Origin of the sequence: Marinobacter sp. MMG032, from assembly GCF_040112695.1 — a bacterium.
Lineage (GTDB): Bacteria > Pseudomonadota > Gammaproteobacteria > Pseudomonadales > Oleiphilaceae > Marinobacter > Marinobacter salsuginis.
The window spans coordinates 1561246-1583963 of sequence record NZ_CP157802.1 but is presented as its reverse complement, the minus strand read 5'-3'; the positions used below and the strand labels follow the sequence as shown (position 1 = coordinate 1583963).

Sequence of the window (22718 nt, the reverse complement as noted above, 5' to 3'; positions counted from 1 at the left end):
AGTCGAGGACTAAATGGCCAAGAACGCATCATTGCCTGCGGGCGCGGGTAAAGGACTGGCAGAGCTGCGATCGCGGCTCTGGTTTGTCTTCCTGGCATTGCTGGTGTACCGGATCGGTGCCCACATCCCTGTGCCGGGTATCAACCCCGACCGTCTGGCGGCACTGTTTGAACAGAACCAGGGCACAATCCTGAGCATGTTCAACATGTTTTCCGGTGGTGCGCTTGAGCGCATGAGTATCTTCGCTCTCGGTATTATGCCGTATATTTCGGCCTCTATTATCATGCAGCTCATGACTGCGGTCAGCCCGCAGCTTGAGCAGCTGAAAAAAGAAGGCGAAGCTGGTCGTCGTAAGATCAGCCAGTACACGCGGTATGGTACGGTTATCCTGGCCCTGGTTCAGGGTTTTGGTATTTCTGTCGGCCTGGCATCACAGGGTGTCACCTTCAATGACAGCTTCAGCTTCCACTTCGTGGCAGTTGTGTCGTTCGTAAGTGGCGCCGTGTTCATGATGTGGCTTGGCGAGCAGATCACCGAGCGGGGTGTCGGTAACGGCATTTCTCTCCTGATCTTCGCCGGTATTGTTGCCGGGTTGCCCGGCGCTATCGGTCAGACGCTCGAGCAGGCCCGTAATGGTGAGATGAGCCTGCTGGTCGTCCTGGGTATTGGCGTTCTTGCGGTTGCTGTAATTGGCTTCGTGGTGTTCATGGAGCGCGGTCAGCGCCGGTTGACGATCAACTACGCCAAGCGGCAACAGGGGCGCCGGGTGTTTGCTCAGCAGTCCAGCCATTTGCCTTTGAAGGTGAACATGGCGGGTGTCATTCCGCCGATCTTCGCCTCATCCATTCTGCTGTTCCCTGCATCTCTGGGTCAGTGGTTCGGCCAGGGCGAAGGTATGGAATGGTTGAGTGATATCTCACAGGCCCTGGCGCCAAGCCAGCCGTTGTACATTATCCTGTTTGCGGCAGCAGTGGTTTTCTTCTGCTTCTTCTACACAGCGCTGATGTACAACCCGAAAGAAGTTGCGGATAACCTCAAGCGCTCTGGAGCGTTTATTCCGGGCATTCGTCCTGGTGATCAGACTGCCAAGTATATCGATGGTGTTCTGACCCGACTGACGCTGTTCGGTGCAATGTACATTGCAGCGGTTTCCCTGTTCCCTCAGTTCCTGATGGTGGCCGGGAATGTTCCGTTCTATCTGGGCGGTACCTCACTGCTGATTGTTGTAGTCGTGGTGATGGATTTCATGGCGCAGGTTCAGTCGCACCTGATGTCCCATCAGTATGAATCACTGATGAAGAAGTCCAATCTCAAGGGCTATGGTCGGAACGGTTAACCCCGTTCCCCTTGAAAACTGGAGTCGACAATGAAAGTACGCGCTTCGGTAAAGAAAATTTGCCGTAACTGCAAAGTAATTCGTCGCAATGGCTCGGTACGAGTCATTTGCTCGGAGCCTCGTCACAAGCAACGCCAGGGCTGATTCCTGAAGGAATCCTTCCTGACATTGTAGGGTTTCGAAATGATGGCGCTTGACTCCATGCGGGGTCAGGCGCTATTATTTCGCGCCCTTTTTGTGGCGGAAAATTCACACAGCAAAGCTTTGAACGCGGAGTAATTTGGATGGCACGTATAGCCGGTGTCAATATACCCGATCACAAACATGCTGTTGTCTCGCTGACCTACATCTTTGGTGTTGGCAAGACCACAGCCCAGAAGCTTTGCGATGCAACCGGCGTCAAGCCGGACGTCAAGGTCAAAGACCTTAGCGATGAGCAGCTTGAAGCACTTCGTACCGAAGTGGGCAAGGTGTCTGTCGAAGGCGATCTGCGTCGTGAAGTACAGATGAACATCAAGCGTTTGAAGGATCTCGGATGCCACCGTGGTCTGCGTCATCGTCATGGCCTTCCGGTCCGTGGCCAGCGCACCAAGACCAACGCACGCACCCGTAAAGGTCCACGCAAACCTATTCGTAAGTAACAGGTAGGCAAACATGGCAAAGCCAGGTACACGTACCCGTAAAAAGGTGAAAAAGACGGTTGTTGATGGCGTCGCGCACATTCACGCGTCCTTCAACAACACTATCGTGACCATTTCTGACCGTCAGGGCAACGTCCTGTCCTGGGCCACCTCCGGTGGTTCCGGTTTCCGTGGGTCACGCAAGAGTACACCTTTTGCTGCGCAGGTAGCAGCTGAAAGAGCCGGTAATGCGGCTGCTGAATACGGCCTTAAAAACCTGGACGTAGAGGTTAAGGGTCCTGGGCCCGGACGTGAATCTGCAGTTCGCGCGCTGAACGCGTGTGGCTACAAGATCACCAACATCACAGATGTGACGCCGATTCCCCACAACGGCTGTCGTCCGCCCAAGAAGCGCCGCGTCTAACACAGGAGACAGTGAATTATGGCTCGTTATATAGGCCCGAAGTGCAAGCTGTCTCGTCGTGAAGGGACAGATCTTTTTCTGAAGAGCGGTGTTCGCGCGCTCGATTCAAAGTGCAACATCGAGACTCCGCCGGGTATGCACGGCGCGCGTCGCGGTCGTCTGTCCGAGTACGGCGTACAGCTTCGTGAAAAACAGAAAGTTCGTCGTATCTACGGCGTTCTCGAGAAGCAGTTCCGCAACTACTACAAAGAGGCCGCCCGAGGCAAAGGTGCAACTGGTGAAAACCTGCTGCAACTTCTGGAAGGCCGTCTTGATAACGTTGTATACCGCATGGGCTTTGGTTCCACCCGTGCAGAAGCCCGTCAGCTCGTCTCTCACAAGGCGATCCTGGTTAACGACAAGACGGTAAACATCCCGTCTTACCAGGTCCGTCCGGGTGATGTTGTGAGCGTGCGTGAGAAGGCGAAGAACCAGCTGCGTGTTAAAGGCGCACTGGATCTGTCTGCAAGCCGTGCACCGGTGAGCTGGGTAGAGGTCGACGCCAACAAGATGTCCGGCGTTTACAAGTCAGTACCTGAGCGTACTGAACTGCCGGCCGACATCAACGAGAACCTCATCGTCGAGCTTTACTCCAAGTAAAGCCCAGTTAGCAACGATAGCAGATAGGGGCGTCTATGCAGCGTTCAGTACATGAGTTATTGACACCTCGTACCATTGACGTGAAGGAATCAAGCGCCACACGTGCCAAGGTTACGCTTGAGCCTCTGGAAAGAGGCTTTGGTCATACCCTGGGCAGTGCACTGCGCCGGATTCTCTTGTCTTCGATGCCGGGCTGCGCCGTGACTGAAGCGCAGATCGACGGTGTCCTGCACGAGTACAGCGCCATTGAGGGTGTCCAGGAAGACGTCATCGAGATTCTTCTGAATCTCAAAGGCGTTGCCGTAAAAATGAACGGTCGGGACGATGCCGAGCTTACGCTCAGCAAGAAAGGCCCGGGCGTTGTGACAGCCGGTGATATCAAGCTGGATCATGACGTCGAGATTGCCAACCCGGAGCACGTGATCTGTCACCTTAGCGAGAATGGTGAAGTGAACATGCGTCTCCGTGTGGCTCGCGGTCGCGGCTATGAGCCGGCAGACCAGCGTGGTCTCGACGAGGACGAAACTCGCGCCATCGGACGCCTGCAGCTGGATGCAACATTCAGCCCGGTTCGTCGCGTGGCTTACGCCGTGGAAAGCGCACGGGTAGAGCAGCGGACCGATCTGGACAAGCTGGTTATCGACCTGGAGACCAATGGCACCATCGACCCGGAGGAAGCAATTCGTCGGGCGGCCACCATCCTCCAGCAGCAACTGGCGGTGTTTGTTGATTTCGATCATGAGAAAGAGCCTGAGCGCGTTGAGGAAGAGGAAGAAATCGATCCTATCCTGCTGCGCCCGGTTGATGATCTGGAATTGACAGTGCGTTCAGCTAACTGCTTGAAGGCTGAGAACATTTACTACATCGGCGATCTTATCCAGCGCACAGAAGTTGAGCTGTTGAAGACGCCTAACCTTGGTAAAAAGTCGCTGACCGAGATCAAGGACGTTTTGGCGTCCCGTGGTCTGTCACTGGGTATGCGTCTTGATAACTGGCCGCCGGCTAGCCTTCGTGGCGACGACCGGGTTCTGGGCGGTTAATCGCCGATTAGTTTAAGGTAAGGAATAAGAGCAATGCGTCATCGTAAGAGTGGTCGTAAGTTCAGCAGGACCAGTGCGCATCGCAAGGCCATGTTCCGTAACATGACTGCGTCACTGGTTGAACACGAGCTGATCAAAACAACGCTGCCGAAAGCCAAAGAGCTTCGTCGGGTAGCTGAGCCTTTGATCACGCTTTCCAAGAATGATTCGGTCGCGAATCGTCGTCTGGCGTTCTCACGCCTGCGTGACGATGCAGCGGTTGCCAAGCTGTTTGATGAGCTTGGCCCCCGTTACAGCGAGCGTCCGGGTGGATACCTTCGTATCCTGAAGTGTGGCTTCCGTGCCGGCGACAATGCCCCGATGGCATTTGTTGAGCTGGTTGGTCGTCCGCTGGATATTGAAGCGGAAGAGGTGGACGAAGACGAGGATTAATTTCTTCGGCTTTGGCCAACCACAGAAAAACCGGGGTCCGTGAGGTTCCCGGTTTTTTTGTGTCTGGGTTTTATATGTGACTGGCAGTCTGAGAGCTTGGGTGGCTGGCGCGGGGGTGAGGGTGTATTTTCTTTGGGAAAACAACTCGCTTCGCTCAGACATCTTTTCCCGGCAGAAAATACACCCTCACCCCCTCGCCGACAGAGCTCTTAGTTGCCCGCCAATTATTTGGTCAGCATTGGTTTGAGATAACGTCCTGTGTGGGAAGCAGGGTTCTTGGCAACCTCCTCCGGGGTTCCCTCTGCAATGATCTGGCCGCCACCAGAGCCTCCTTCTGGGCCCAGATCGACGATCCAGTCTGCGGTCTTGATGACGTCCAGGTTGTGCTCGATCACCACGATGGTGTTGCCGTGGTCGCGGAGCCTCTCCAGGACATTCAGAAGCTGCTGGATGTCGTAGAAGTGCAGGCCGGTGGTGGGCTCGTCAAGAATGTAGAGCGTTTTGCCGGTGTCCCGTTTGGACAGTTCTTTGGCAAGTTTGACCCGCTGTGCTTCGCCACCGGAGAGGGTCACGGCGCTCTGGCCGAGGCGGATGTAGGACAGGCCGACGTCGATCAGGGTCTGGAGTTTGCGGGCGATGAAGGGGACCGCATCGAAGAACTCACGTCCCTCTTCCACGGTCATTTCCAGCACTTCGTTGATGTTCTTGCCCTTGTACCGGACTTCCAGGGTTTCGCGGTTGTAGCGTTTGCCCTTGCAAACATCGCAGGGTACGTAGACGTCTGGCAGGAAGTGCATTTCTACCTTGATCACGCCGTCGCCCTGGCAGGCTTCGCAGCGGCCGCCCTTGACGTTGAAGGAGAATCGGCCGGGCTTGTAACCCCGTGAGCGGGCTTCCTGGGTTCCGGCGAACAGTTCCCTGATCGGCGTGAACAGTCCTGTGTAGGTCGCGGGGTTGGAACGCGGTGTGCGGCCGATGGGGCTCTGGTCGATATCGATGACCTTGTCCAGATGGTCGAGCCCCTTGAGTGACTGGTAGGGCGCGTGGTTCAGACTGGTGGCCTTGTTGAGTTTCGCGGCGGCGACCGGATACAGGGTGCTGTTGATCAGCGTGGACTTGCCGGACCCGGACACGCCGGTGATGCAGGTCATGATGCCCAGAGGCAGGTTCAGGGTTACATCTTTCAGGTTGTTACCGGTAGCACCAGCAAGGGTCAGTGATTTTCCGCCGCCTTTGTTCCGCGTACTGGGTACGGCGATCTCCCGGCTGCCTTTGAGGTATTGGCCAGTCAGAGAATCCGGGTTGTCGATAATCTGTTGAGGCGTGCCCTGGCCGATGATGTGGCCGCCGTGGACGCCGGCGCCCGGGCCGATATCAATCACATGGTCGGCGGCTCGAATGGCGTCTTCATCGTGCTCGACGACAATTACCGTGTTGCCCAGATCACGCAGGTGGGTGAGGGTGGCCAGCAGGCGGTCATTGTCCCGCTGGTGGAGCCCGATGGAGGGTTCGTCGAGGATGTACATGACGCCTACCAGTCCGGCGCCGATCTGGCTCGCCAGGCGAATACGCTGGGCTTCGCCCCCGGAGAGGGTGTCGGCGCTTCGCTCCAGAGTGAGGTACTCCAACCCCACGTTCACCAGGAACTGGAGCCTTTGACGGACTTCTTTCAGAATTTTCTCGGCAATTTCGCCCTTCCGGCCCGGTAGGGCGAGGGTTTCGAAGTAATCATGGGCCTCGCCAACCGGCAGATGGGTAACGTCCGAAATATTGTGTTCTTCAATAAACACATGGCGGGCGCTACGGCGCAGACGGGAACCCCCGCACTCCTTGCAGGGCTGTGTGCTGAGGTTACGAGCCAGTTCCTCTCGCATACTTTGAGAGTCAGTTTCGCGGTAGCGCCGCTCAAGGTTGGGGAGAATGCCTTCGAACGGATGGGCCTTTTCCATGATGTGGCCACGGGAATTCACGTAGCGAAAAGGAATGTCTTCTTTCCCCGAGCCGAACAGCAGTACATTTCGGAAATCCTCGGGAAGGTCCACCCAGGCCGTTTCCAGATCAATGCCGTAGTGATCTGCCACGCTGCCCAGCATCTGGAAGTAATAGACCGCCCGGCGATCCCAGCCCTTGATGGCGCCCGATGCCAGAGTGGCCTCTGGGTGCTGGACGATTTTCTCCGGATCGAAGAATTGTTTGACGCCAAGCCCGTCGCAGGTAGGGCAGGCGCCTGCGGGATTGTTAAATGAAAACAGTTTTGGCTCGAGTTCGCTCAGGGCGTAGCCGCATTGGGTGCAAGCGTAACGGGCGGAGAATGTGTGTTCTTCGCCTTCACCGGTCATCGGCGCTACCAGGGCGATTCCGTCCGCGAGATGCAGCGCCGTTTCAAAGCTTTCTGCCAGGCGCTGTTCAAGGCCCGGCTTCACCTTGAATCGATCAACGACCACATCAATCTGGTGCTTGCGTTTCTTGTCCAGGGCCGGCACATCGTCAATGTCGTAAACCGTGCCATCCACCCTCAGGCGGATGAAGCCCTGGCTGCGCATGGTTTCGATAACCTGCAGGTGTTCGCCCTTCCGGTCCCGTATCACCGGCGCGAGGATCATCAATTTGCTGTCCTCCGGCATGGCCACCACCTGATCCACCATCTGGCTGATGGTCTGAGCTTCCAGGGGCTGGCCATGGTCTGGGCATCGAGGCTCACCGGCACGGGCAAAGAGCAGGCGCAGGTAATCGTATATTTCGGTGATGGTGCCAACGGTCGAGCGCGGGTTGTGGGAGGTGGATTTCTGCTCAATGGAGATGGCGGGCGACAGACCTTCGATGTGGTCTACGTCCGGCTTTTCCATCATCGAAAGAAACTGGCGGGCATAGGTGGAAAGCGATTCTACATAGCGGCGCTGTCCTTCCGCATAAAGCGTATCGAACGCAAGGGACGATTTCCCGGAGCCGGAAAGGCCGGTGATCACGATCAGCTTGTCCCGTGGCATATCCAGGTCGATGTTTTTCAGGTTGTGGGTCCGTGCCCCTTTGATCTGGATATGGTCCATAACACCTCGCTCGGATAAAAAACGAAAATTATACCGCGTTGGGTCGGCTGCGGCGAAAATGATCCCCGGATCAGCATCACGCGACCTGTCCCCCGTCAGCGCCCCTTCTGCTACAATGCGCCGCCTGCGAAGGGTATCTGCCCTTAATCTGACCGCTTTCAACCCCGGCTGAGGTACGTAATTGCCATGAACGCGCTGGAAAAACGCTCCGTACTCGCACTGGCGTCCGTCTACGCCATGCGCATGCTCGGACTGTTCATGGTGCTGCCGGTGTTCATGCTGCTTGGTGAAGATCTCAAAGATGCGACGCCGGCCCTGCTCGGTTTTGCCATAGGGGCATACGGCCTCAGCCAGGCCCTGTTGCAGATTCCCTTTGGCATGCTGTCTGATCGGGTCGGTCGTAAGCGCATGATCTACATCGGGCTCGTACTGTTTGCCGCGGGCAGTTTGCTGGCCGGGGCCACGGACTCCATATACGTTGTGATTGCCGGTCGGATTCTTCAGGGTGCCGGCGCTATCGCCAGTGTTCTGATGGCGTTGCTCAGTGATCTGACCCGTGAAGAGGAGCGGACCAAGGCCATGGCGACCGTTGGAATCACGATTGGTCTGTCGTTCTCGGTCTCCCTGGTGCTCGGCCCCCTTCTTGGGGCCTGGTGGGGGCTGTCCGGAATCTTCTACGCGACCGCAGCGCTGGCAATAGTGGCGCTGGTGATCGTCAACCGCCTGGTCCCGACGCCGCATCAGCACAAGACGAGCCCCGATACCCATCCTGCCAGGGACATGCTGGGCCGTGTGCTTTCAGACGGTCGTCTTCTCCGGTTGGATTTCGGCATCTTTGCCCTGCACCTGGTGCTCACCGCCCTGTTCCTGGTCTTTCCCTCCATGCTGCAGGAGCAGTTTGGTCTTGCCAGCAGGTCACACTGGTGGTTCTACCTGAGCGTGATGATTACGTCTTTCTTTGCCATGGTGCCGTTCATCATCATCGGCGAGAAAAAGCGTCGGATGAAGCCGGTGCTGTGCGGGGCGATTGCGTTACTGACGTTGGCTACTGCCGGGTTTACTGGTGTGTCCGGCAGCCTGGCTGCAGCCTGGGCCGTGCTGTTTTTCTTCTTCATGGCCTTCAATCTGCTTGAAGCCAGCCTGCCATCACTAATCAGCAAAGAGGCACCGGCGGCAAGCAAAGGGACAGCGATGGGGGTCTATTCCACGTCCCAATTCATGGGTGCGTTTCTGGGCGGCGCCCTGGGCGGCTATCTGCTGGAGAGTGGCGGAATCCAGGGTGTACTCTGGTTCATGGTGGTGGTGCTTGGCCTCTGGTTACTGGTGGCGCTTACTATGCCAGCGCCCGGCCACACCACCAGTTTCGTGGTACAGTTGCAGCAGGTAATGAGCAACCAGTACGACGATATTGATGACAATCTCCGTCGCCTTCCCGGCGTTCAGGATGTGGTGATTGTTGAAGAGGCTGCCACTGCCTATCTTAAGGTGGATCGTCAGCAATTTGATGAGGCGTTACTTGCGGACTTTTCCTTTGTCCGGCAGGCTAAACATTCTTGAAATCCGGAGGCCCGCACGGAACGCGGGCGTCCCTGAAAAAAGAGTCAGGAGCAGAGCATGGCACGAGGCGTAAACAAAGTAATTCTGATCGGTAACCTGGGACAGGACCCGGATACCCGCTACACCCCTAACGGTAATGCCGTTGTGAACCTGAATCTGGCAACAGACGAAAGCTACAAGGATCGTCAGACCGGGCAATTGGTGCCGAAAACCGAATGGCACCGGGTTGTCATGTTCGGCAAGATCGCCGAAGTGGCCGGCCAGTATCTGCGCAAGGGCTCGAAGGTCTACATTGAGGGCAAGCTGCAGACGCGCAAATGGCAGAACAAGGAAGGTCAGGATGTCTACACCACCGAGGTTGTGGTGGATATCAACGGCCAGATGCAGATGCTCGACAGCCGTGGCGGCGAAGGCGGTATGAATCAGGGCGCCCCGGCAGGGCGGCCTCAGCAGTCCGGCTATAATGCCCCGGCGGGCCAACAGAACAACCCGCCACCGCAGTCTGGTGGGTACAGCAATCAGCCGTCGCAGGGCAGCATGCCGGAGCCGGTAGACGACTTTGACGATGACATTCCGTTCTAAATTTCCCGTGAACAGAAACGGAATCTGAGCATCCAAAGTGACTTGAGCCCCCGCCTCGCGGGGGCTTTTTGTTACTGGTTTGCAAAAACGGTGTGAAATTGGCCAAAAAAACGTGGAGTTACGTTCGCTTTCTCATCTATCATGTCATTCGATGTAAAAAGCGCCTGTTTTTCAGGCAGCATAATAATAGCTTGATGCTGGCGAGTTGGCTTCGGATCCTTTTTTAACGGACTCCATGACAAAGATACCAATCTTCAAAAGACTGACCGGTCTGTTCGGACGTTCCGGGGCTCGCCTGCGGGTAAGTCTTGAAATTCGTCCCGACGGTATTGCCTGGGCGGAATCGGGGCGGCCGGATGCCGGTAGGTGGGGGTTCATTGATTGCCTCCCCGCAAGGCGTCAGGCGGCACTGGTGAAACTAGTCGACAAGCACGGCTGGTCAGGTGCACCGACAACGCTCGTGCTGCCCCTGGACCAGTATCAGGTTTTCCAGATGGATCGCCCGGAAGGCGTCGAGGAATCGGAGCTGGGGGATGCCCTCAAGTGGAAACTTAAGGATTTTCTCGATTTCAGCCCGTCCGAGGCGGTTTCTGATGTTTTCCCGTTTCCGAAAGACGCATCCCGGGGCCGTGGCGAACTGGTCAACGTGGTCGCCGCCAGAAAAGTTCTGGTCTCTGAACTGGTTCGGCTGGTTCAGGAAGCCGGCCTGGAACCGGAGCGCATTGATATCGCCGAGCTCGCGTTGCGAAATCTGGTATGCAGGCTGGATGAAAACCGGCGTGGTGCCGCGCTGGTCCACCTGAAAGAAAACTACGGCCAGATGGTGATCTGCAAGGACAACACGCTGTACTTGTCCCGCCGGCTTGATGTGACTTCCGAAGATCTTCGAGATGCCGCCCGGCAGGAGTCGGCGGTGCAATCACTGGCCCTGGAGATGCAGCGTTCACTGGACTATTACGAAAGCCAGTTGGGCCAGGTGCCGCCGGCAATGATCCACCTCGTTGCCCGTGACAGCGTGCTTCCTCTTGCCTCGATGCTTTCTTCCTATGTGGCCGCGGGCCTTGAAACCCTCGATTGGCGTGCCCTGGGCTTTGAGTCCGATCTGGACAGTCGTTGCCTGCCGGCCTGGAGTGCGGGCTTGCCGTTGCCGGAGGGCGGGCGTCCATGATCCAGCAGGTCAATCTCTACACTGACGAGCTGCGTCCGAGAAAGGAAAGACTCCAGGCTGGAATGGCGGTTGGTATTCTGGTTGTCGGAGTGGTGCTGGTTGCGTTCGTGGCCGGTTTCCTGACCTACGAGAATTCGGTGATGGCAAACAAGGCCTCACGCCTTGATCAGCAGAACCAGCAGCTTGAACAGGCTGTGGCGCAGCTTTCAGCCGCGGTTCAAGCCCGTCAGCCGGATGCCGAAGTGAAGGAGGCTCTGGAGCGCGTCACCCAGACCCTCGCGCGCCGCCAGCGATTACTGGAACGGGTGGAAAGCCTGGTGCTTTCCGAGGACCGCAATTTCTCGCCACAGCTGGCAGCATTGGCCCGACAGATCCCGGAAGATGTCTGGCTGACAGGCGTTATCCTGGAGTCAGGCCCGGACAGAGTCACTATCGAAGGGCGTAGCCGCGAAGGCGCTCTGGTGCCTCTGTACCTTGAGAACCTGGGCGAGGAACCAGCGTTTACGGGACGAACCTTTGGTGTGTTCCGATTGTCGCGCCCGGAGGAAGGCCGCTGGATTGACTTTCATGTTTCAAGCGAGCGTGACGGGGAGGGTAACTGATGGCGGACGCACCCAACACTTCCCTTGCCCGGGCCACGCAGTGGTATAACCTGCGACCGATTCGTGAGCGGGCCCTGATTCTGCTGACTGCACTCGTGCTGGTTGTGGTGCTGGTCTGGGAGCTTGGGGTTACGCCATTACAGCAACGAAACCAGAGTCTGGAGAATCGGATCCAGACGCTTTCCGCTAGCCGGGACGACCTGCTGGCGCAGCAGCAAACGCTCAATCAGCAACTTGCCACCGATCCCTCCAGGGAAATGCGGGATCAGTTAAATGCCCGGCAGCAGAGACTGGAGCGGCTCAATCAGCAGATCGCGGAGACCACCGGGCAACTGATCGCGCCCAGGGCGATGGTGGCGCTGTTGCGGGATATTCTGGCCGCCCAGGATGCACTGGAGCTGCAGGCTCTGGAGCTACAGACTCCGACCCCGGTTTTCGCTCCGGATGCCCCCGATCAATCCTCACAGGAGCAGGCAGAGGCGGCGCAACCACTGCTTTATGCCCATGATGTCGAGCTCCGCATCATGGGAAGCTATCTTGATGTGCTGAACTATCTCGAGCGGCTTGAGGCACTGGATGAGCGTCTCGGGTGGATAAAGCTGGAGTACAGTGCGGGCGACTGGCCCTCTGGCGAAGCGATCATCAGGGTGCAAACACTGAGCCTGGATCAAGCGTGGCTGGGGGTGTGAAGTGAGCAGGAACTTGGGTGCCTCAATAATCCGGTGGTCTTGTGTGGCAATCGGTTCGCTGTTGCTGGTGGTGGGAAAAACCCATGCACTGCAGGACCCGACCCGGCCACCGGGCCCGCAGACAACTGTGGCCAAGCCTGCCCCAGAGCGGGCTCTTGCTCTGGATTCCATACTTTTCAGCAAGGACAGGCGTGTCGCCGTCATCGAAGGTGAGGCCCTCAGGGAAGGCCAGGGTTTTGACAACGTGCGGGTTATCCGGATTTTTGCCAACCGGGTTCTGGTAACGGATAACGGCCGCGAACGGGTGTTGTACCTGGAGAGACTTCCGCAGGTTCGGGGAACTCAATGACAGATAATCGGATACTCATGACAACGATCAAAACAACCAGTGCGCTGATTCTGAGCCTGGTACTGGCGGCCTGCAGCAACAATCCGTTGATGCGCTCGGCAACCGCCACCTCAACCGATGCTGCCGATGCCATTGATCGAAGCCTTGAAGAGGCTTCGCAGGCACAACCGCCAGCGCCGACCCCGAGTCAGGCAGCTGCAACTCTGCCGGCTGACGTGAGTGCAGCACTGCTGCCGCCACTCTCCAGCGAGGCGGATCTGGACGAACGTTTTGACGTCAATGCCCGGGGCGTGCCGGCAGCAAGCTTCTTCGAATCTCTGGTGGAAGGAACCCGCTATAACGTGGTGGTTCATCCTGATGTAAATACCAGTATCGACCTTCGGCTGGGGGACGTCACTGTACCGGAAGTGATGGATATCGCAGGCGACCTGTACGGGCTGGATATTCGACGCAGTGGCCGACTGTTCCGCGTTCAGTCGGACCAGATCCAGACCCGGCTGTTCCCGATTGATTACTTGCACTTCAAGCGTAAGGGCGGCTCGGAGACCAGGGTGAGCTCCGGTCAGGTTACCGGTGCTCGCAGTGGCGGCTCAGGCAGCGCTGACAATAGTGGTGACAGTGCCGGTTCCGGCGAAATCCGCAACCTGGTTGGAACAACCATTTCCACAGAAACAGCCTCGGATTTCTGGCAGGACATCCAGAGCGCACTGAGCATGATTGTCGGTGGCAGTGATGGCCAGCAGGTGATCGTGAATCCGGGCGCAGGGCTGGTAATGGTCCGTGCCGGTTCCGAGGATTTGCGGATGGTTGAGGAGTATCTGCGCCGCACCGAGCTGATCATGCAGCGTCAGGTCATTCTGGAAGCCAAGATCCTGGAGATCGCGCTCAACGAGGGCTACCAGCAGGGCATCAACTGGTCGGATATCCAGAGTGCGTCCAGCATCACGGCCTCGGATGGTCTGCCCGAAGATTTCACCGCGCAGGCGTTGGCCGGCCAGGCCATTCAGACCTCCGATATCGGAGGTCTGTTCTCCGCCAGCGTTCGGGCTGGCGATTTTACCGGCCTGATTGAGCTGCTTGGGGAACAGGGCAATGTGCAGATTCTTTCCAGCCCACGTATTTCGACCGTGAATAACCAGAAAGCCGTGATCAAGGTCGGTACCGATGAGTTCTTTGTGACCGACATTGATTTCGACGACAACAACTCGGCCGTGACGGCCACGGACTCAACCTCTACCTCAGTGGAACTGACCCCGTTTTTCTCTGGCATTTCACTGGATGTGACGCCTCAAATTTCCGAAAACGGCGTCATCACCCTGCACGTGCATCCGTCGGTCAGTGAGGTTAACGATCAGGAGAAGGTGATCACCATTGGCGAGCGTGACGTCACGCTGCCTCTGGCCAGCAGCACCGTTCGTGAAACCGACAGCGTTATCCGTGCCGAAAGCGGGCAGATCGTGGTTATCGGTGGTCTGATCCAGAACTCCAGCGAAGACAACAATTCCGCGGTTCCCTTCTTCAGCGAGATTCCGCTGGTGGGTGAACTGTTCAAGCAGCGGCGGTTCCAGTCCCGCAAGAGCGAGCTGGTTATCCTCCTGCGCCCGGTTGTCGCCGGAATGCCCGAGATGAATGCGGATGTTTCTGCCAGCCGTGAGCGCATGAATGTGCTGCGTGAGTTGCTGCAATCGTCTGAATCCGTCACCCCGGAACCGGAGAAAGCCGTTCGATAGCATGTACGAAGCCCATTTCGGACTGCAGGAAGCACCGTTCGCATTGACGCCCAACACCCGCTATTTCCTGCGGGTGCCCAGCCATGGTGATGCGCTGGAATTATTGCTGGTGGCGTTGAAAGAGCGGGAGGGCTTTATCAAGATCTCCGGAGAGGTGGGCACGGGCAAAACCCTGCTGTGCCGGCTCCTGCTGAACGAACTTGAGCCGATTGCCCACACTGCCTATATTCCGAACCCGCACCTGACCCCGGATACGCTCTACGAAGCCGTGGCTGAAGAGCTGGGCGTGGAACTGTCCGGATGCACCAACGCGCATCAGGTGCTCAAGGCCATCAACGAAAAATTGATCGCCCATGCCATGGAGCAAAAGCCGGTTGTCCTCGTGATTGATGAGGCCCAGGCGATGCCGGAAGAGACCATTGAGGCGTTGCGACTGCTCACCAATCTGGAAACCGAGAGCGTCCGGCTGCTGCAGGTGGTCCTGTTTGGCCAGCCAGAGCTGGATGTGCTGCTTCAAAAGCAGAGCCTGCGCCAACTCAACCAGCGCATAACGTTCCACTATCGCCTCGCCCCCCTGGACCGCCATTCGGTTGCCCAGTATCTGCGCCATCGCCTGGCCCAGGCCGGCTACAACGGCGCCGATCTTTTTGCACCGGGCGCGCTTCGGCTGATTACCCGGGCCTCCGGTGGCATTCCGAGGCTGGTTAATATTCTGGCTCACAAGTCCATGTTGGCCGCCTGGGGCAGGGGTGACCGTCTTATTGAGCGAGGCCATGCCATGCAGGCCATTCGCGACACCGAGAGCGTTCGCTTGCCGGGACTGATCGGGAGGTGGTTATGAGCCTGCTGAACGATGCCCTGCGTGCTGCAGAGCAGCGACAGAACCGGCCGGAAGTGGCCGCGGCCTATGCGGGACAGTCGCAATCGCGACGCGGTTCGCGTTACGGGTCTTGGGTCGTCATCGTTTTCCTGGTCGCAGGCGCAGTGGGCGCATCTGCCTTCTGGTTGATGACTCGAACCGGTAATGAAGACATACCTGTCCACGTGAGTGCCCCTCCGGCGCAAGAGGCCGGAACAGAACTGCAACTCGAGAGCGTTGCCGAAAACGACAACACCGCAGAGGCCTCGCAGCCCGCCCCTGAACCCCAGGTTGTGGTTCAGTCGGAACCGGAAGCCAGGGAAGTAGCCGAGGCGATTGAGCCACAGAAACCGGAGCCTGAACCTGAACCGGTGAGAGTCGAAGCCCCGGAGCCTGAACCCGCCGTCACTACACCGGTGGTGGCCGAAGCCGAGACTGCCCAGGAATCCGAAGCGCCAACGCCACCCATAAAACAGGTTCGTGAGACGCCCGAAGCCATCGATCGTCGAGTCAGCCGGGAGTTGGCCTCGCTGCTGAGGAGTGGTGAACCCCGTCAAGCTGAGCAGATGTTGCAGGAACTGGCGAATGTTCAGGTGGCGACTGCCAGCCGCGAAGTTTTCGCGCGTCAGATGCTGGTGCAGGAAATGCCTGACAGGGCTCTGGCCTGGCTTCCGGAATCGGTGACGAGCGGCGATGCCGGTCTGCGACTTCTCAGGGCCCGGGCACTCCACGTCAAGGGCAGTCTGCCCGAAGCACTCGCCACCCTTGAGAGTAGCGTGCCTGCAGTGCGCCAGGCCGTTGAGTATCGGGTAACCCTGGCGACCTTGCTGCAGCAGGCAGGCCGCACCACCGACGCGGCCCGACACTGGTCGGCCCTTATTGCCGAGGACGACAGCCGCGCGGCCTGGTGGGTGGGCCTTGCGATTGCCCTGGAGACAGGCGGCGAGACCAACAGCGCGGTCCGGGCCTACAGCCAGGCCGCCCAGTTACCCGGGCTTTCGCCGTCCCTGGCGAATTACGTTCGCGAACGACTGAAAGCTTTGCAGGCGGGATGATGACGACAGAGCCGAAAAAGAAAGTCCGGTTAGGCGACCTGCTGGTCCAGAATGATGTCATCACTGAGCAGCAGCTGATGACGGCCCTGCGCGAGCAGAAAAGCACCGGGCGTAAGCTTGGTAAAACGCTCACAGACCTTGGTTATGTGGACGAGGACAGTCTGCTCAATATCCTGTCCCGCCAGCTGGATGTTCCCTTTGTACAGCTGCGTCACTACCAGTTCAACAACGAACTGGTGAAAAAGCTACCGGAGGCCATGGCCCGACGGTTCCGCAGTATCGTGCTGGCGGAGCATAGTGGCGAGCTGCTGGTGGGGATGGCCGATCCTCTGGATATCTTTGCCTACGATGAGTTGGTTCGCATTCTGAAGCAGCCCATCAAACAGGCGGTGGTGCGTGAGAGCGAGCTGCTGAGCACCCTGGACCTGGTCTACCGGCGTACCGATGAAATTGCCTCACTGGCGGAAGAGCTGGAGGACGAGCTGGGCGAGGATGCCTTCGACCTCGCGGACCTCTCGGCCGAATCCGAAAGCGCCGAAGCGCCGGTGGTCAAGCTTCTGCAAACGCTGTTCGAGGACGCGGTTCAGGCCCGCAGCTCGGACATCCACATCGAGCCGGACGAGACCGTTGTTCGTATCCGGCAGCGGGTGGATGGGGTGCTTCAGGAGCAGGTGATGAAGGAGAAGCGTGTCAATTCCGCGCTGGTCCTGCGCCTGAAGCTGATGGCCGGCCTGAACATCTCCGAGAAGCGGATGCCCCAGGACGGGCGCTTCAACGTCCGGGTGAAGGGCCGCAGTATCGATGTGCGGGTATCCACCATGCCCGTTCAGTATGGTGAATCCGTTGTGATGCGTCTGCTGGACCAGAGCCAGGGCATGTTGAACCTGGATGGCACCGGGATGCCGGCGCAGCTGTTGGAACGATTCCGCCGGATGATCAAGAAACCCCACGGGATGATTCTGGTGACCGGCCCCACGGGTAGCGGTAAAACCACCACGCTTTATGGCGCCCTCACGGAACTGAACCGCCCTGAGGTGAAGATAATCACCGCGGAGGATCCGGTGGAATACCGCCTGCCCCGGATTACCCAGGTGCAGGTGAACCCTAAAATCGGTCTGGAATTCGCCAATGTACTTCGGGCCGCCCTGCGTCAGGATCCCGACGTGATCCTGGTGGGCGAGATGCGGGATCGCGAGACCGTGGAAATCGGTCTGCGGGCGGCGATGACTGGTCACCTCGTGCTTTCCACCCTGCACACCAACGACTCCATCAGCAGCGCCATGCGACTGATCGATATGGGTGCCGAACCCTTTCTCGTGGCCAGCTCGCTGCTCGGCGTGGTTGCCCAGCGTCTGGTCAGGCGGGTCTGTGACAACTGTGCCGAGGCCTACACACCGACGGAACAGGAAATGGTGTGGCTGCGCAGCTTTGATCTGGATCCGCTGGATATGGAAGCCGGGTTCGTGCATGGCCGAGGTTGCTACCAGTGCAGCAACACGGGCTACAAGGGCCGGGTTGGCGTTTACGAGATGCTTGAAATGAACGAGGCCATGCTGGACGCTTTGCGGCGCCAGGATGTCTCAGAGTTCACCAAAGCGGCTCGCCTGAGCGCCCTGTACCGACCGCTCGGACAGTGCGCCATGGATTTTGCGTTACAGGGCACCACCACGCTGGAGGAAGTGGCCCGGGTGGCGGCGACCTCCGAGGGTGATTTCTCGCCCGATGACGAGATTCCCTTGCCGGATGAGCCTGTTGGTGGAGGTGCCTGATGCAGTTCAGCTACCGGGGCAAGGATAATCGTGGCAGTGTCCAGCAGGGTTTGCTGGGCGCTCCCAATGCCGATGCCGCTGCTACTGAGCTGATGCGCCGGGGGATAACCCCGCTCTCCATCCGGGAGGTGGAGGATACGGATTCGGTTGTTGATCGATTGAACCGGCTGCCGATATTCCGGAAGAAGGTCACCCTCGATGAGCTGATTGTTTTCTGTCGCCAGATGCATGCCCTGACCAAGGCGGGTATTCCCCTGATCCGCACCATGCGCGGCCTGGCGGAAACCACCCGTTCACCGGTGCTGGCGGAAGTGCTGGAGGATGTGACCACCCGGCTCGAAGGCGGCACAACCATGGCTACGGCCATGCAGGCGCATCCCAAGGTCTTCTCGGAGTTATTTATTGCCATGATTCATGTGGGCGAGAACACCGGGATGCTGGACGACGCCTTCCGGCGCCTGTCAGAAATCCTCGAGCTTGAGCGGGACACCAAGCGTCGCCTCAAACAGGCCATGCGCTATCCGATGTTCGTCGTTATCGCCCTGTTATCGGCGCTGATGGTCGTGAACTTTCTGGTTATCCCGAAATTCGCTTCGGTGTTCGACAAGCTGGGGGCGGACCTGCCGTTCCTGACCCAGGTATTGGTCGGAACCTCCAATTTCCTTCTGGCCTACTGGTACGTGATGCTCTTTGTGGTCGCTGCTGGCGGACTCTTGCTCCGGCAATGGAAACAGACGGAACAGGGCCGACTGACCTGGGATCGTTACAAACTCCGGTTGCCGATTATCGGACCATTGCTGGAATTGATCACGCTCAGTCGGTTCGCGAGGAACTTTGCTACCATGCTGTCCGCCGGCATGCCGGTAACAACGGCGTTAACCGTGGTGGCGGACACCACAGACAATGCCTGGATCTCGACCCACATCAAGGGTATGCGAGGCGGTATCGAAAGAGGCGAGACTCTGCTCAGAACAGCCAGACAAAGCGAAATGTTCACCCCGTTGATTCTGCAGATGATTGCGGTGGGCGAGGAAACCGGTTCCGTGGACGACATGCTCAACAATGTCGCGGATTTTTACGATGAGGATGTGGACTACGGACTCAAGCGACTGGCGGAGTCGATTGAACCGATACTGATTGTGGCCATGGGCATTCTCGTGTTGATTCTGGCACTGGGTGTGTTCCTCCCGATCTGGGATCTGGGGGCCGCCGCCATGGGGCGGGGCTGAGTGCCAGCGGCACGGGTTTCAGAGGCCAGCGGACTGGCGATGTCGCGCAGGTTCCGCTTCGCGGTGGTGTTGGCCGTACTGGGAGTGCTCTGGTGGTTCCTGCTCGGCGTGTTGGAACGAGAAAGCCGAAATGCAGAAGAACGGGCCGCCAACATGGTGATCGGCCAGCTCAGATCGGCCCTGGTGATCAAGGGTGCAGAGGTAATGCTGAGCCGTGACGGCCGTCTTGCTGAGCACAGGGGCATCAACCCGTTTGAGCTGGTGGAGCACCAGTGGGGTAATTACGCTGGGCGATGCCAGGGCGAGGAACTGGCGCCGGCAACCTGGTGTTTCCGGGTAAGCGAACAAAAAGAAACAGAATACGGGCCCAAAGGCTGGTTAATTTATAAACCGGGGCAGCCGATAACCATAGACAGTCGGCAAGCCAACCAGGAGCAGCCTCTGGCCTGGGCAGTGACAACGGAATTTGCAGACCGCAACGGGAATGGTGCGCGGGAGCAGGAAGAACGGCTGACGGGGCTAAAACTCGCCCCGGTGTCGTTGACAGAAGAAGCAGCGCAAACGCAGGATGCGCAACGCTGACCAGACGGACGAATGAAACCGTAAAGAGGTCGACGCTATGAAGCGGGATACGAGAACGAAAAAACAGCAGGGTTTCACCCTGATTGAGCTGGTGGTCGTCATTGCCATCCTGGCAATTCTTGCCGCCTTCGCTCTGCCACGATTTGCCCAGCTGTCAGAGCAGGCGCATCAATCGAGTATTCGTGCGACTGCCGGGGCACTGGCCGCGGGTGTGGCGTTGGCTAAAACACAGTGGGTATCCAACGGCTTCACCGCAGCTGAAACGGATGTTGTTGGCTTTGGCAACGACAATGTCGATGTCAGTGATGACGGCTGGCCGACTTCCGTTGCTTCAAACGACACGGGTACTACGATGGATGCCACCAAGTGCGAGGAAGTCTGGCTGGGTGTTCTGCAATCCAACGCACCCACCGTGAACGGCTCCAATCCTGAATACGCGATATCGATCAGCAGCGGAGACTGCGTATTCACCTATCAAGCAGACAGCCAGGGCAGCACCATTGCGTATGATGCTGATACTGGCGAAATAACCACAACCATTAACTGATAAACCTCGAAGCCAACTGGCGATAAAAACGGAGTAATACCATGAAAGCGATGACAGCCATTGCGGCAAGAAAAGAAAAAGGCTTCACCCTGATCGAACTGGTTATGGTGATTGTAATTCTGGGGATTCTGGCGGCGTTTGCTTTGCCGCGGTTTGCGGATTTGAGTGGAGAGGCTGAGAGTGCTTCAGTGCAGGGCGCTCAGGGAGCAGTGAGGTCCGCGTCTTCAATTGTGCGATCAGCCTTTCTCGCGGGACAGGGCGTGGATGACGGAAGTGGAAATATTTCTGTGACTTTGGAAGGCGAGGCAATTGCGATAACTAATGGTTATGCAGATGCTTCAGATATTGCAGATGCTGCGCAGATATCGAATGAGTTTAATCCGACGGAGAGCGGAGGAGTAACAACCTTCACACAAGGTGGTTGCACGTTTACTTATACTGAAGCTGGTGCTGCGACTCCGTCTAACGCTGCGCCTATAATCTCAGATGTAACGTGTTCTTAATCAGTCCAGGGGACACCACAGTCTGAAGGCCTAAATCTTCTGAACAGTTAATAAACGGGGCTGAAGGCCAGATGGTAGTGAAACCTCTCGGATTCACATTGGTGGAGTTGGTAATGGTCCTTGTTCTGATCGGAGTCCTCTCCGCTCTGGGCATTGGCCTGTTCGCCAGCCGCTCGGCCTTCTCCCCCTTGCTGGCTACCCAGCAACTTGCCTCCGCCACGCTGCTTGCTCAACAGGCAGCGTTGGCGGGGAATCCCGCCAACACCCTCACTATCGAGCAGGGTGGAGATAATTTCCGGTTTATCGTGGGTGCCGGTTCCGGCAATCCACGTACTTTCGAGATAGCCCGGGAGGGTACCAGTCTTTCAGCACCGGGCGGGTTGCCATTGACGCTGACCTTTGACAGCAAAGGAGCGCCTTCAACCGGCACCAATCTGCAGTTCACTTTTTCGGGCGACAGTACCTTCCAGACGTGTCTCAGTTCATTGGGCGCAGTATACGCCGGGAGCTGTCAGTCATGAGGCCTACTCAAACCGGCGCAACCCTGGTGGAGCTGGTGATCACTATCGTGATTATCAGTGTGGCCATTGCAGGTGTGGTTGGTGCGTTCGCGCTCATCACTGGGCGCAGCGCGGATCCGCTGAATCAGACCCGCGCGGTAAAGCTGGCCCAGCTCTACATGGATGAAATTCTGACCCAGAAATACGATGATCAGACGCCCCAGGGCGGATTTCCCAAGTTTTCGGGGGCCTGTTCCATTGGTCCGGAAGGTTCCGAGGGCCGGGCCACTTTTGACGATGTTGACGACTACGACGGTCTTACCGGGGCGCCATCGACAGCCACAGGTTCTGCCCTGAGTGGCTATTCCGGTTTTTCCATCTCGATCACTGTCACCTGCGCAGGAACGGAAGTTGGCTTGCCCGCGGAAGAAGCCAAACGGATTGATCTCGATATCACGGCTCCCGGCAACCAGATTTTTTCATTCACCGCATACCGGGCCAACTTCTGATGCACCGGTGTCGCGGCTTTACCCTCGTTGAACTGGTCATTGTGATCGTATTGCTGGCGATTGTGGCCATCATCTCGGTGCGCTTTGTCAGTCTGTCCACGCAGGGCGCGTTGGACGTAAGCTCCCGGCAGCAGCGTTCCCTGGCGGGCGTGGTGATCAGTGAACAGATCAGTCGCGAGGTTCGCGAGGCGCTTCCCACATCCATCAGAACCAATGCCAGTGGAACCTGTCTTGAGTGGATGCCAATCCTGGCGGCGTCCAACTATCTCGACCTTCCCCGAGGCGCAACCCCGAATTCATTTCGCGCTGTCCCTCTTCCAGGAGGCGCATCCGCTTCGGGACGGGTGGTGGTCTATGGCTACGGTTCCGACGTTTACAGCCTGGGCAGTCCGGGGCCGATCTCGCCACCGGCGACGATGCCCACCGGTGCTTCGCCAGTAACCGTCACATTTGATTCGGGGGCCACACATCGATTCTCGGCACAGTCGCCTGAGCGCCGGTTTTATATTGTTGGCGAACCGGTGGCTGTCTGTCAGGTAGGTCGGTACCTGTATCGTTACAGGAACTATGGAATCAACGCCACACCCGCATCGGGCCTGCCATCGAGTTATCCGGATCGGGAAGTCATGGCCGCGACACTGGTGAACAACTCGCTGGATTTCCAGGTGACACCGCCCAGCCTTCAGCGTGGTGCGGTGGTGTCGTTCGGATTTGTACTGGAGGATTTTGATTCCGGTGAGACTACGGATATCAGCCAGGAGGTGCAGATCCGCAATGTACCGTGAACCTCATAATATGGCTAATCAGAGCGGCGCTGGTTTACCTGTCGCCTTGTTCATCATTACTGTTCTGGCTCTTCTGGTCATCGGAATGGCTCAACTGCAGCAGGCCAGTGGTGAATCTGTCAGCTTGCAGATTCAGTCCCAGAGAGCGTTCTATGCAGCCGAGAG

The 22718-nt window shown here is 57.8% G+C and carries 25 protein-coding genes; 24 read left to right on the top strand and 1 reads right to left on the bottom strand.

Annotated elements, in window-relative coordinates:
• Positions 1-13 precede the first annotated feature (13 nt).
• The 7 genes from secY (at position 14) to rplQ (ending at position 4491) form a co-directional block, all read left to right on the top strand.
• The gene (gene secY, locus ABNF92_RS07275) at positions 14-1336 is read left to right on the top strand and encodes a preprotein translocase subunit SecY (RefSeq protein ID WP_064230335.1); all 1323 of its coding nucleotides are present in this window, start codon (positions 14-16) and stop codon (positions 1334-1336) included.
• Between the two features lie 30 nt (positions 1337-1366).
• Entirely contained in the window at positions 1367-1480 is a 114-nt protein-coding gene (gene rpmJ, locus ABNF92_RS07270; protein ID WP_008174902.1) for a 50S ribosomal protein L36, read from the top strand.
• A gap of 140 nt (positions 1481-1620) precedes the next feature.
• The gene (gene rpsM / locus ABNF92_RS07265) at positions 1621-1977 is read left to right on the top strand and encodes a 30S ribosomal protein S13 (protein ID WP_014575963.1); all 357 of its coding nucleotides are present in this window, start codon (positions 1621-1623) and stop codon (positions 1975-1977) included.
• A gap of 13 nt (positions 1978-1990) precedes the next feature.
• A complete protein-coding gene (rpsK, locus tag ABNF92_RS07260) occupies positions 1991-2380 on the top strand; it encodes a 30S ribosomal protein S11 (RefSeq protein ID WP_007153992.1) in 390 nt (129 codons plus the stop codon).
• An 18-nt stretch (positions 2381-2398) separates the two neighbouring features.
• The gene (gene rpsD, locus ABNF92_RS07255; protein ID WP_053114301.1) at positions 2399-3019 is read left to right on the top strand and encodes a 30S ribosomal protein S4; all 621 of its coding nucleotides are present in this window, start codon (positions 2399-2401) and stop codon (positions 3017-3019) included.
• Positions 3020-3054: 35 nt separating this feature from the next.
• A complete protein-coding gene (gene rpoA, locus ABNF92_RS07250) occupies positions 3055-4059 on the top strand; it encodes a DNA-directed RNA polymerase subunit alpha (RefSeq protein WP_008174911.1) in 1005 nt (334 codons plus the stop codon).
• A 33-nt stretch (positions 4060-4092) separates the two neighbouring features.
• Positions 4093-4491, top strand: a complete 399-nt coding sequence (gene rplQ / locus ABNF92_RS07245; protein WP_064230334.1) for a 50S ribosomal protein L17 — start codon at positions 4093-4095, stop codon at positions 4489-4491.
• 224 nt (positions 4492-4715) lie between these two features.
• Here rplQ and uvrA read toward each other — a convergent pair whose 3' ends face one another.
• Positions 4716-7538: an excinuclease ABC subunit UvrA gene (gene uvrA / locus ABNF92_RS07240; RefSeq protein ID WP_349343837.1), complete on the bottom strand. Its 2823-nt coding sequence runs from the start codon at positions 7536-7538 to the stop codon at positions 4716-4718.
• A gap of 186 nt (positions 7539-7724) precedes the next feature.
• On the opposite strand from uvrA, the gene ABNF92_RS07235 reads away from it, so the two are divergent.
• The 17 genes from ABNF92_RS07235 to ABNF92_RS07155 all read left to right on the top strand — a co-directional run bounded on the left by ABNF92_RS07235 (position 7725) and on the right by ABNF92_RS07155 (position 22553).
• Entirely contained in the window at positions 7725-9095 is a 1371-nt protein-coding gene (locus ABNF92_RS07235; RefSeq protein WP_349343836.1) for an MFS transporter, read from the top strand.
• 57 nt (positions 9096-9152) lie between these two features.
• Positions 9153-9677 carry a single-stranded DNA-binding protein gene (gene ssb / locus ABNF92_RS07230; RefSeq protein WP_069185089.1) on the top strand — a complete coding sequence of 175 codons (525 nt, stop codon included), beginning with the start codon at positions 9153-9155 and terminating at the stop codon, positions 9675-9677.
• Positions 9678-9912: 235 nt separating this feature from the next.
• Positions 9913-10845: a biogenesis protein MshI gene (locus ABNF92_RS07225; RefSeq protein WP_349343835.1), complete on the top strand. Its 933-nt coding sequence runs from the start codon at positions 9913-9915 to the stop codon at positions 10843-10845.
• Positions 10842-11447 (top strand): PilN domain-containing protein, encoded by a 606-nt coding sequence (locus ABNF92_RS07220; protein WP_349343834.1) that lies wholly within the window; start codon positions 10842-10844, stop codon positions 11445-11447. Before ABNF92_RS07225 ends, ABNF92_RS07220 begins: the two co-directional genes overlap by 4 nt.
• Positions 11447-12136, top strand: a complete 690-nt coding sequence (gspM, locus tag ABNF92_RS07215; RefSeq protein ID WP_349343833.1) for a type II secretion system protein GspM — start codon at positions 11447-11449, stop codon at positions 12134-12136. Before ABNF92_RS07220 ends, gspM begins: the two co-directional genes overlap by 1 nt.
• A gap of 43 nt (positions 12137-12179) precedes the next feature.
• Positions 12180-12485, top strand: a complete 306-nt coding sequence (locus tag ABNF92_RS07210) for a hypothetical protein (protein WP_227514620.1) — start codon at positions 12180-12182, stop codon at positions 12483-12485.
• 17 nt (positions 12486-12502) lie between these two features.
• A complete protein-coding gene (gene mshL / locus ABNF92_RS07205; RefSeq protein ID WP_209398983.1) occupies positions 12503-14215 on the top strand; it encodes a pilus (MSHA type) biogenesis protein MshL in 1713 nt (570 codons plus the stop codon).
• A 1-nt stretch (position 14216) separates the two neighbouring features.
• Positions 14217-15056, top strand: a complete 840-nt coding sequence (locus ABNF92_RS07200; protein WP_069185093.1) for an AAA family ATPase — start codon at positions 14217-14219, stop codon at positions 15054-15056.
• On the top strand, positions 15053-16129 hold the full coding sequence (locus ABNF92_RS07195; protein ID WP_349343832.1) for a tetratricopeptide repeat protein: 1077 nt from the start codon (positions 15053-15055) through the stop codon (positions 16127-16129). The genes ABNF92_RS07200 and ABNF92_RS07195 overlap by 4 nt, the downstream gene beginning before the upstream one ends.
• A complete protein-coding gene (locus ABNF92_RS07190; RefSeq protein WP_069185095.1) occupies positions 16129-17898 on the top strand; it encodes a GspE/PulE family protein in 1770 nt (589 codons plus the stop codon). The genes ABNF92_RS07195 and ABNF92_RS07190 overlap by 1 nt, the downstream gene beginning before the upstream one ends.
• Entirely contained in the window at positions 17898-19127 is a 1230-nt protein-coding gene (locus ABNF92_RS07185; RefSeq protein WP_069185096.1) for a type II secretion system F family protein, read from the top strand. The genes ABNF92_RS07190 and ABNF92_RS07185 overlap by 1 nt, the downstream gene beginning before the upstream one ends.
• Before the next feature lie 39 nt (positions 19128-19166).
• Entirely contained in the window at positions 19167-19709 is a 543-nt protein-coding gene (locus ABNF92_RS07180) for a hypothetical protein (RefSeq protein WP_227514621.1), read from the top strand.
• Between the two features lie 37 nt (positions 19710-19746).
• The gene (locus tag ABNF92_RS07175) at positions 19747-20256 is read left to right on the top strand and encodes a prepilin-type N-terminal cleavage/methylation domain-containing protein (RefSeq protein ID WP_153634803.1); all 510 of its coding nucleotides are present in this window, start codon (positions 19747-19749) and stop codon (positions 20254-20256) included.
• Between the two features lie 41 nt (positions 20257-20297).
• Positions 20298-20759: a type II secretion system protein gene (locus ABNF92_RS07170; RefSeq protein WP_153634802.1), complete on the top strand. Its 462-nt coding sequence runs from the start codon at positions 20298-20300 to the stop codon at positions 20757-20759.
• A gap of 71 nt (positions 20760-20830) precedes the next feature.
• Entirely contained in the window at positions 20831-21280 is a 450-nt protein-coding gene (locus ABNF92_RS07165; protein WP_153634801.1) for a prepilin-type N-terminal cleavage/methylation domain-containing protein, read from the top strand.
• Positions 21277-21768 carry a type II secretion system protein gene (locus ABNF92_RS07160; protein WP_349343831.1) on the top strand — a complete coding sequence of 164 codons (492 nt, stop codon included), beginning with the start codon at positions 21277-21279 and terminating at the stop codon, positions 21766-21768. The genes ABNF92_RS07165 and ABNF92_RS07160 overlap by 4 nt, the downstream gene beginning before the upstream one ends.
• A complete protein-coding gene (locus ABNF92_RS07155) occupies positions 21768-22553 on the top strand; it encodes a type II secretion system protein (protein ID WP_349343830.1) in 786 nt (261 codons plus the stop codon). The genes ABNF92_RS07160 and ABNF92_RS07155 overlap by 1 nt, the downstream gene beginning before the upstream one ends.
• Positions 22554-22718: the final 165 nt, after the last annotated feature.

Excerpts from the sequence above, each read along its gene's own strand:
- secY (WP_064230335.1), top strand. The coding sequence starts at position 14 with ATGGCCAAGAACGCATCATTGCCTGCGGGCGCGGGTAAAGGACTGGCA.
- rpmJ (WP_008174902.1), top strand. The coding sequence starts at position 1,367 with ATGAAAGTACGCGCTTCGGTAAAGAAAATTTGCCGTAACTGCAAAGTA.
- rpsM (WP_014575963.1), top strand. The coding sequence starts at position 1,621 with ATGGCACGTATAGCCGGTGTCAATATACCCGATCACAAACATGCTGTT.
- rpsK (WP_007153992.1), top strand. The coding sequence starts at position 1,991 with ATGGCAAAGCCAGGTACACGTACCCGTAAAAAGGTGAAAAAGACGGTT.
- rpsD (WP_053114301.1), top strand. The coding sequence starts at position 2,399 with ATGGCTCGTTATATAGGCCCGAAGTGCAAGCTGTCTCGTCGTGAAGGG.
- rpoA (WP_008174911.1), top strand. The coding sequence starts at position 3,055 with ATGCAGCGTTCAGTACATGAGTTATTGACACCTCGTACCATTGACGTG.
- rplQ (WP_064230334.1), top strand. The coding sequence starts at position 4,093 with ATGCGTCATCGTAAGAGTGGTCGTAAGTTCAGCAGGACCAGTGCGCAT.
- uvrA (WP_349343837.1), bottom strand. The coding sequence starts at position 7,538 with ATGGACCATATCCAGATCAAAGGGGCACGGACCCACAACCTGAAAAAC.
- ABNF92_RS07235 (WP_349343836.1), top strand. The coding sequence starts at position 7,725 with ATGAACGCGCTGGAAAAACGCTCCGTACTCGCACTGGCGTCCGTCTAC.
- ssb (WP_069185089.1), top strand. The coding sequence starts at position 9,153 with ATGGCACGAGGCGTAAACAAAGTAATTCTGATCGGTAACCTGGGACAG.
- ABNF92_RS07225 (WP_349343835.1), top strand. The coding sequence starts at position 9,913 with ATGACAAAGATACCAATCTTCAAAAGACTGACCGGTCTGTTCGGACGT.
- ABNF92_RS07220 (WP_349343834.1), top strand. The coding sequence starts at position 10,842 with ATGATCCAGCAGGTCAATCTCTACACTGACGAGCTGCGTCCGAGAAAG.
- gspM (WP_349343833.1), top strand. The coding sequence starts at position 11,447 with ATGGCGGACGCACCCAACACTTCCCTTGCCCGGGCCACGCAGTGGTAT.
- mshL (WP_209398983.1), top strand. The coding sequence starts at position 12,503 with ATGACAACGATCAAAACAACCAGTGCGCTGATTCTGAGCCTGGTACTG.
- ABNF92_RS07200 (WP_069185093.1), top strand. The coding sequence starts at position 14,217 with ATGTACGAAGCCCATTTCGGACTGCAGGAAGCACCGTTCGCATTGACG.
- ABNF92_RS07195 (WP_349343832.1), top strand. The coding sequence starts at position 15,053 with ATGAGCCTGCTGAACGATGCCCTGCGTGCTGCAGAGCAGCGACAGAAC.
- ABNF92_RS07190 (WP_069185095.1), top strand. The coding sequence starts at position 16,129 with ATGACGACAGAGCCGAAAAAGAAAGTCCGGTTAGGCGACCTGCTGGTC.
- ABNF92_RS07185 (WP_069185096.1), top strand. The coding sequence starts at position 17,898 with ATGCAGTTCAGCTACCGGGGCAAGGATAATCGTGGCAGTGTCCAGCAG.
- ABNF92_RS07180 (WP_227514621.1), top strand. The coding sequence starts at position 19,167 with ATGTCGCGCAGGTTCCGCTTCGCGGTGGTGTTGGCCGTACTGGGAGTG.
- ABNF92_RS07175 (WP_153634803.1), top strand. The coding sequence starts at position 19,747 with ATGAAGCGGGATACGAGAACGAAAAAACAGCAGGGTTTCACCCTGATT.
- ABNF92_RS07170 (WP_153634802.1), top strand. The coding sequence starts at position 20,298 with ATGAAAGCGATGACAGCCATTGCGGCAAGAAAAGAAAAAGGCTTCACC.
- ABNF92_RS07165 (WP_153634801.1), top strand. The coding sequence starts at position 20,831 with ATGGTAGTGAAACCTCTCGGATTCACATTGGTGGAGTTGGTAATGGTC.
- ABNF92_RS07160 (WP_349343831.1), top strand. The coding sequence starts at position 21,277 with ATGAGGCCTACTCAAACCGGCGCAACCCTGGTGGAGCTGGTGATCACT.
- ABNF92_RS07155 (WP_349343830.1), top strand. The coding sequence starts at position 21,768 with ATGCACCGGTGTCGCGGCTTTACCCTCGTTGAACTGGTCATTGTGATC.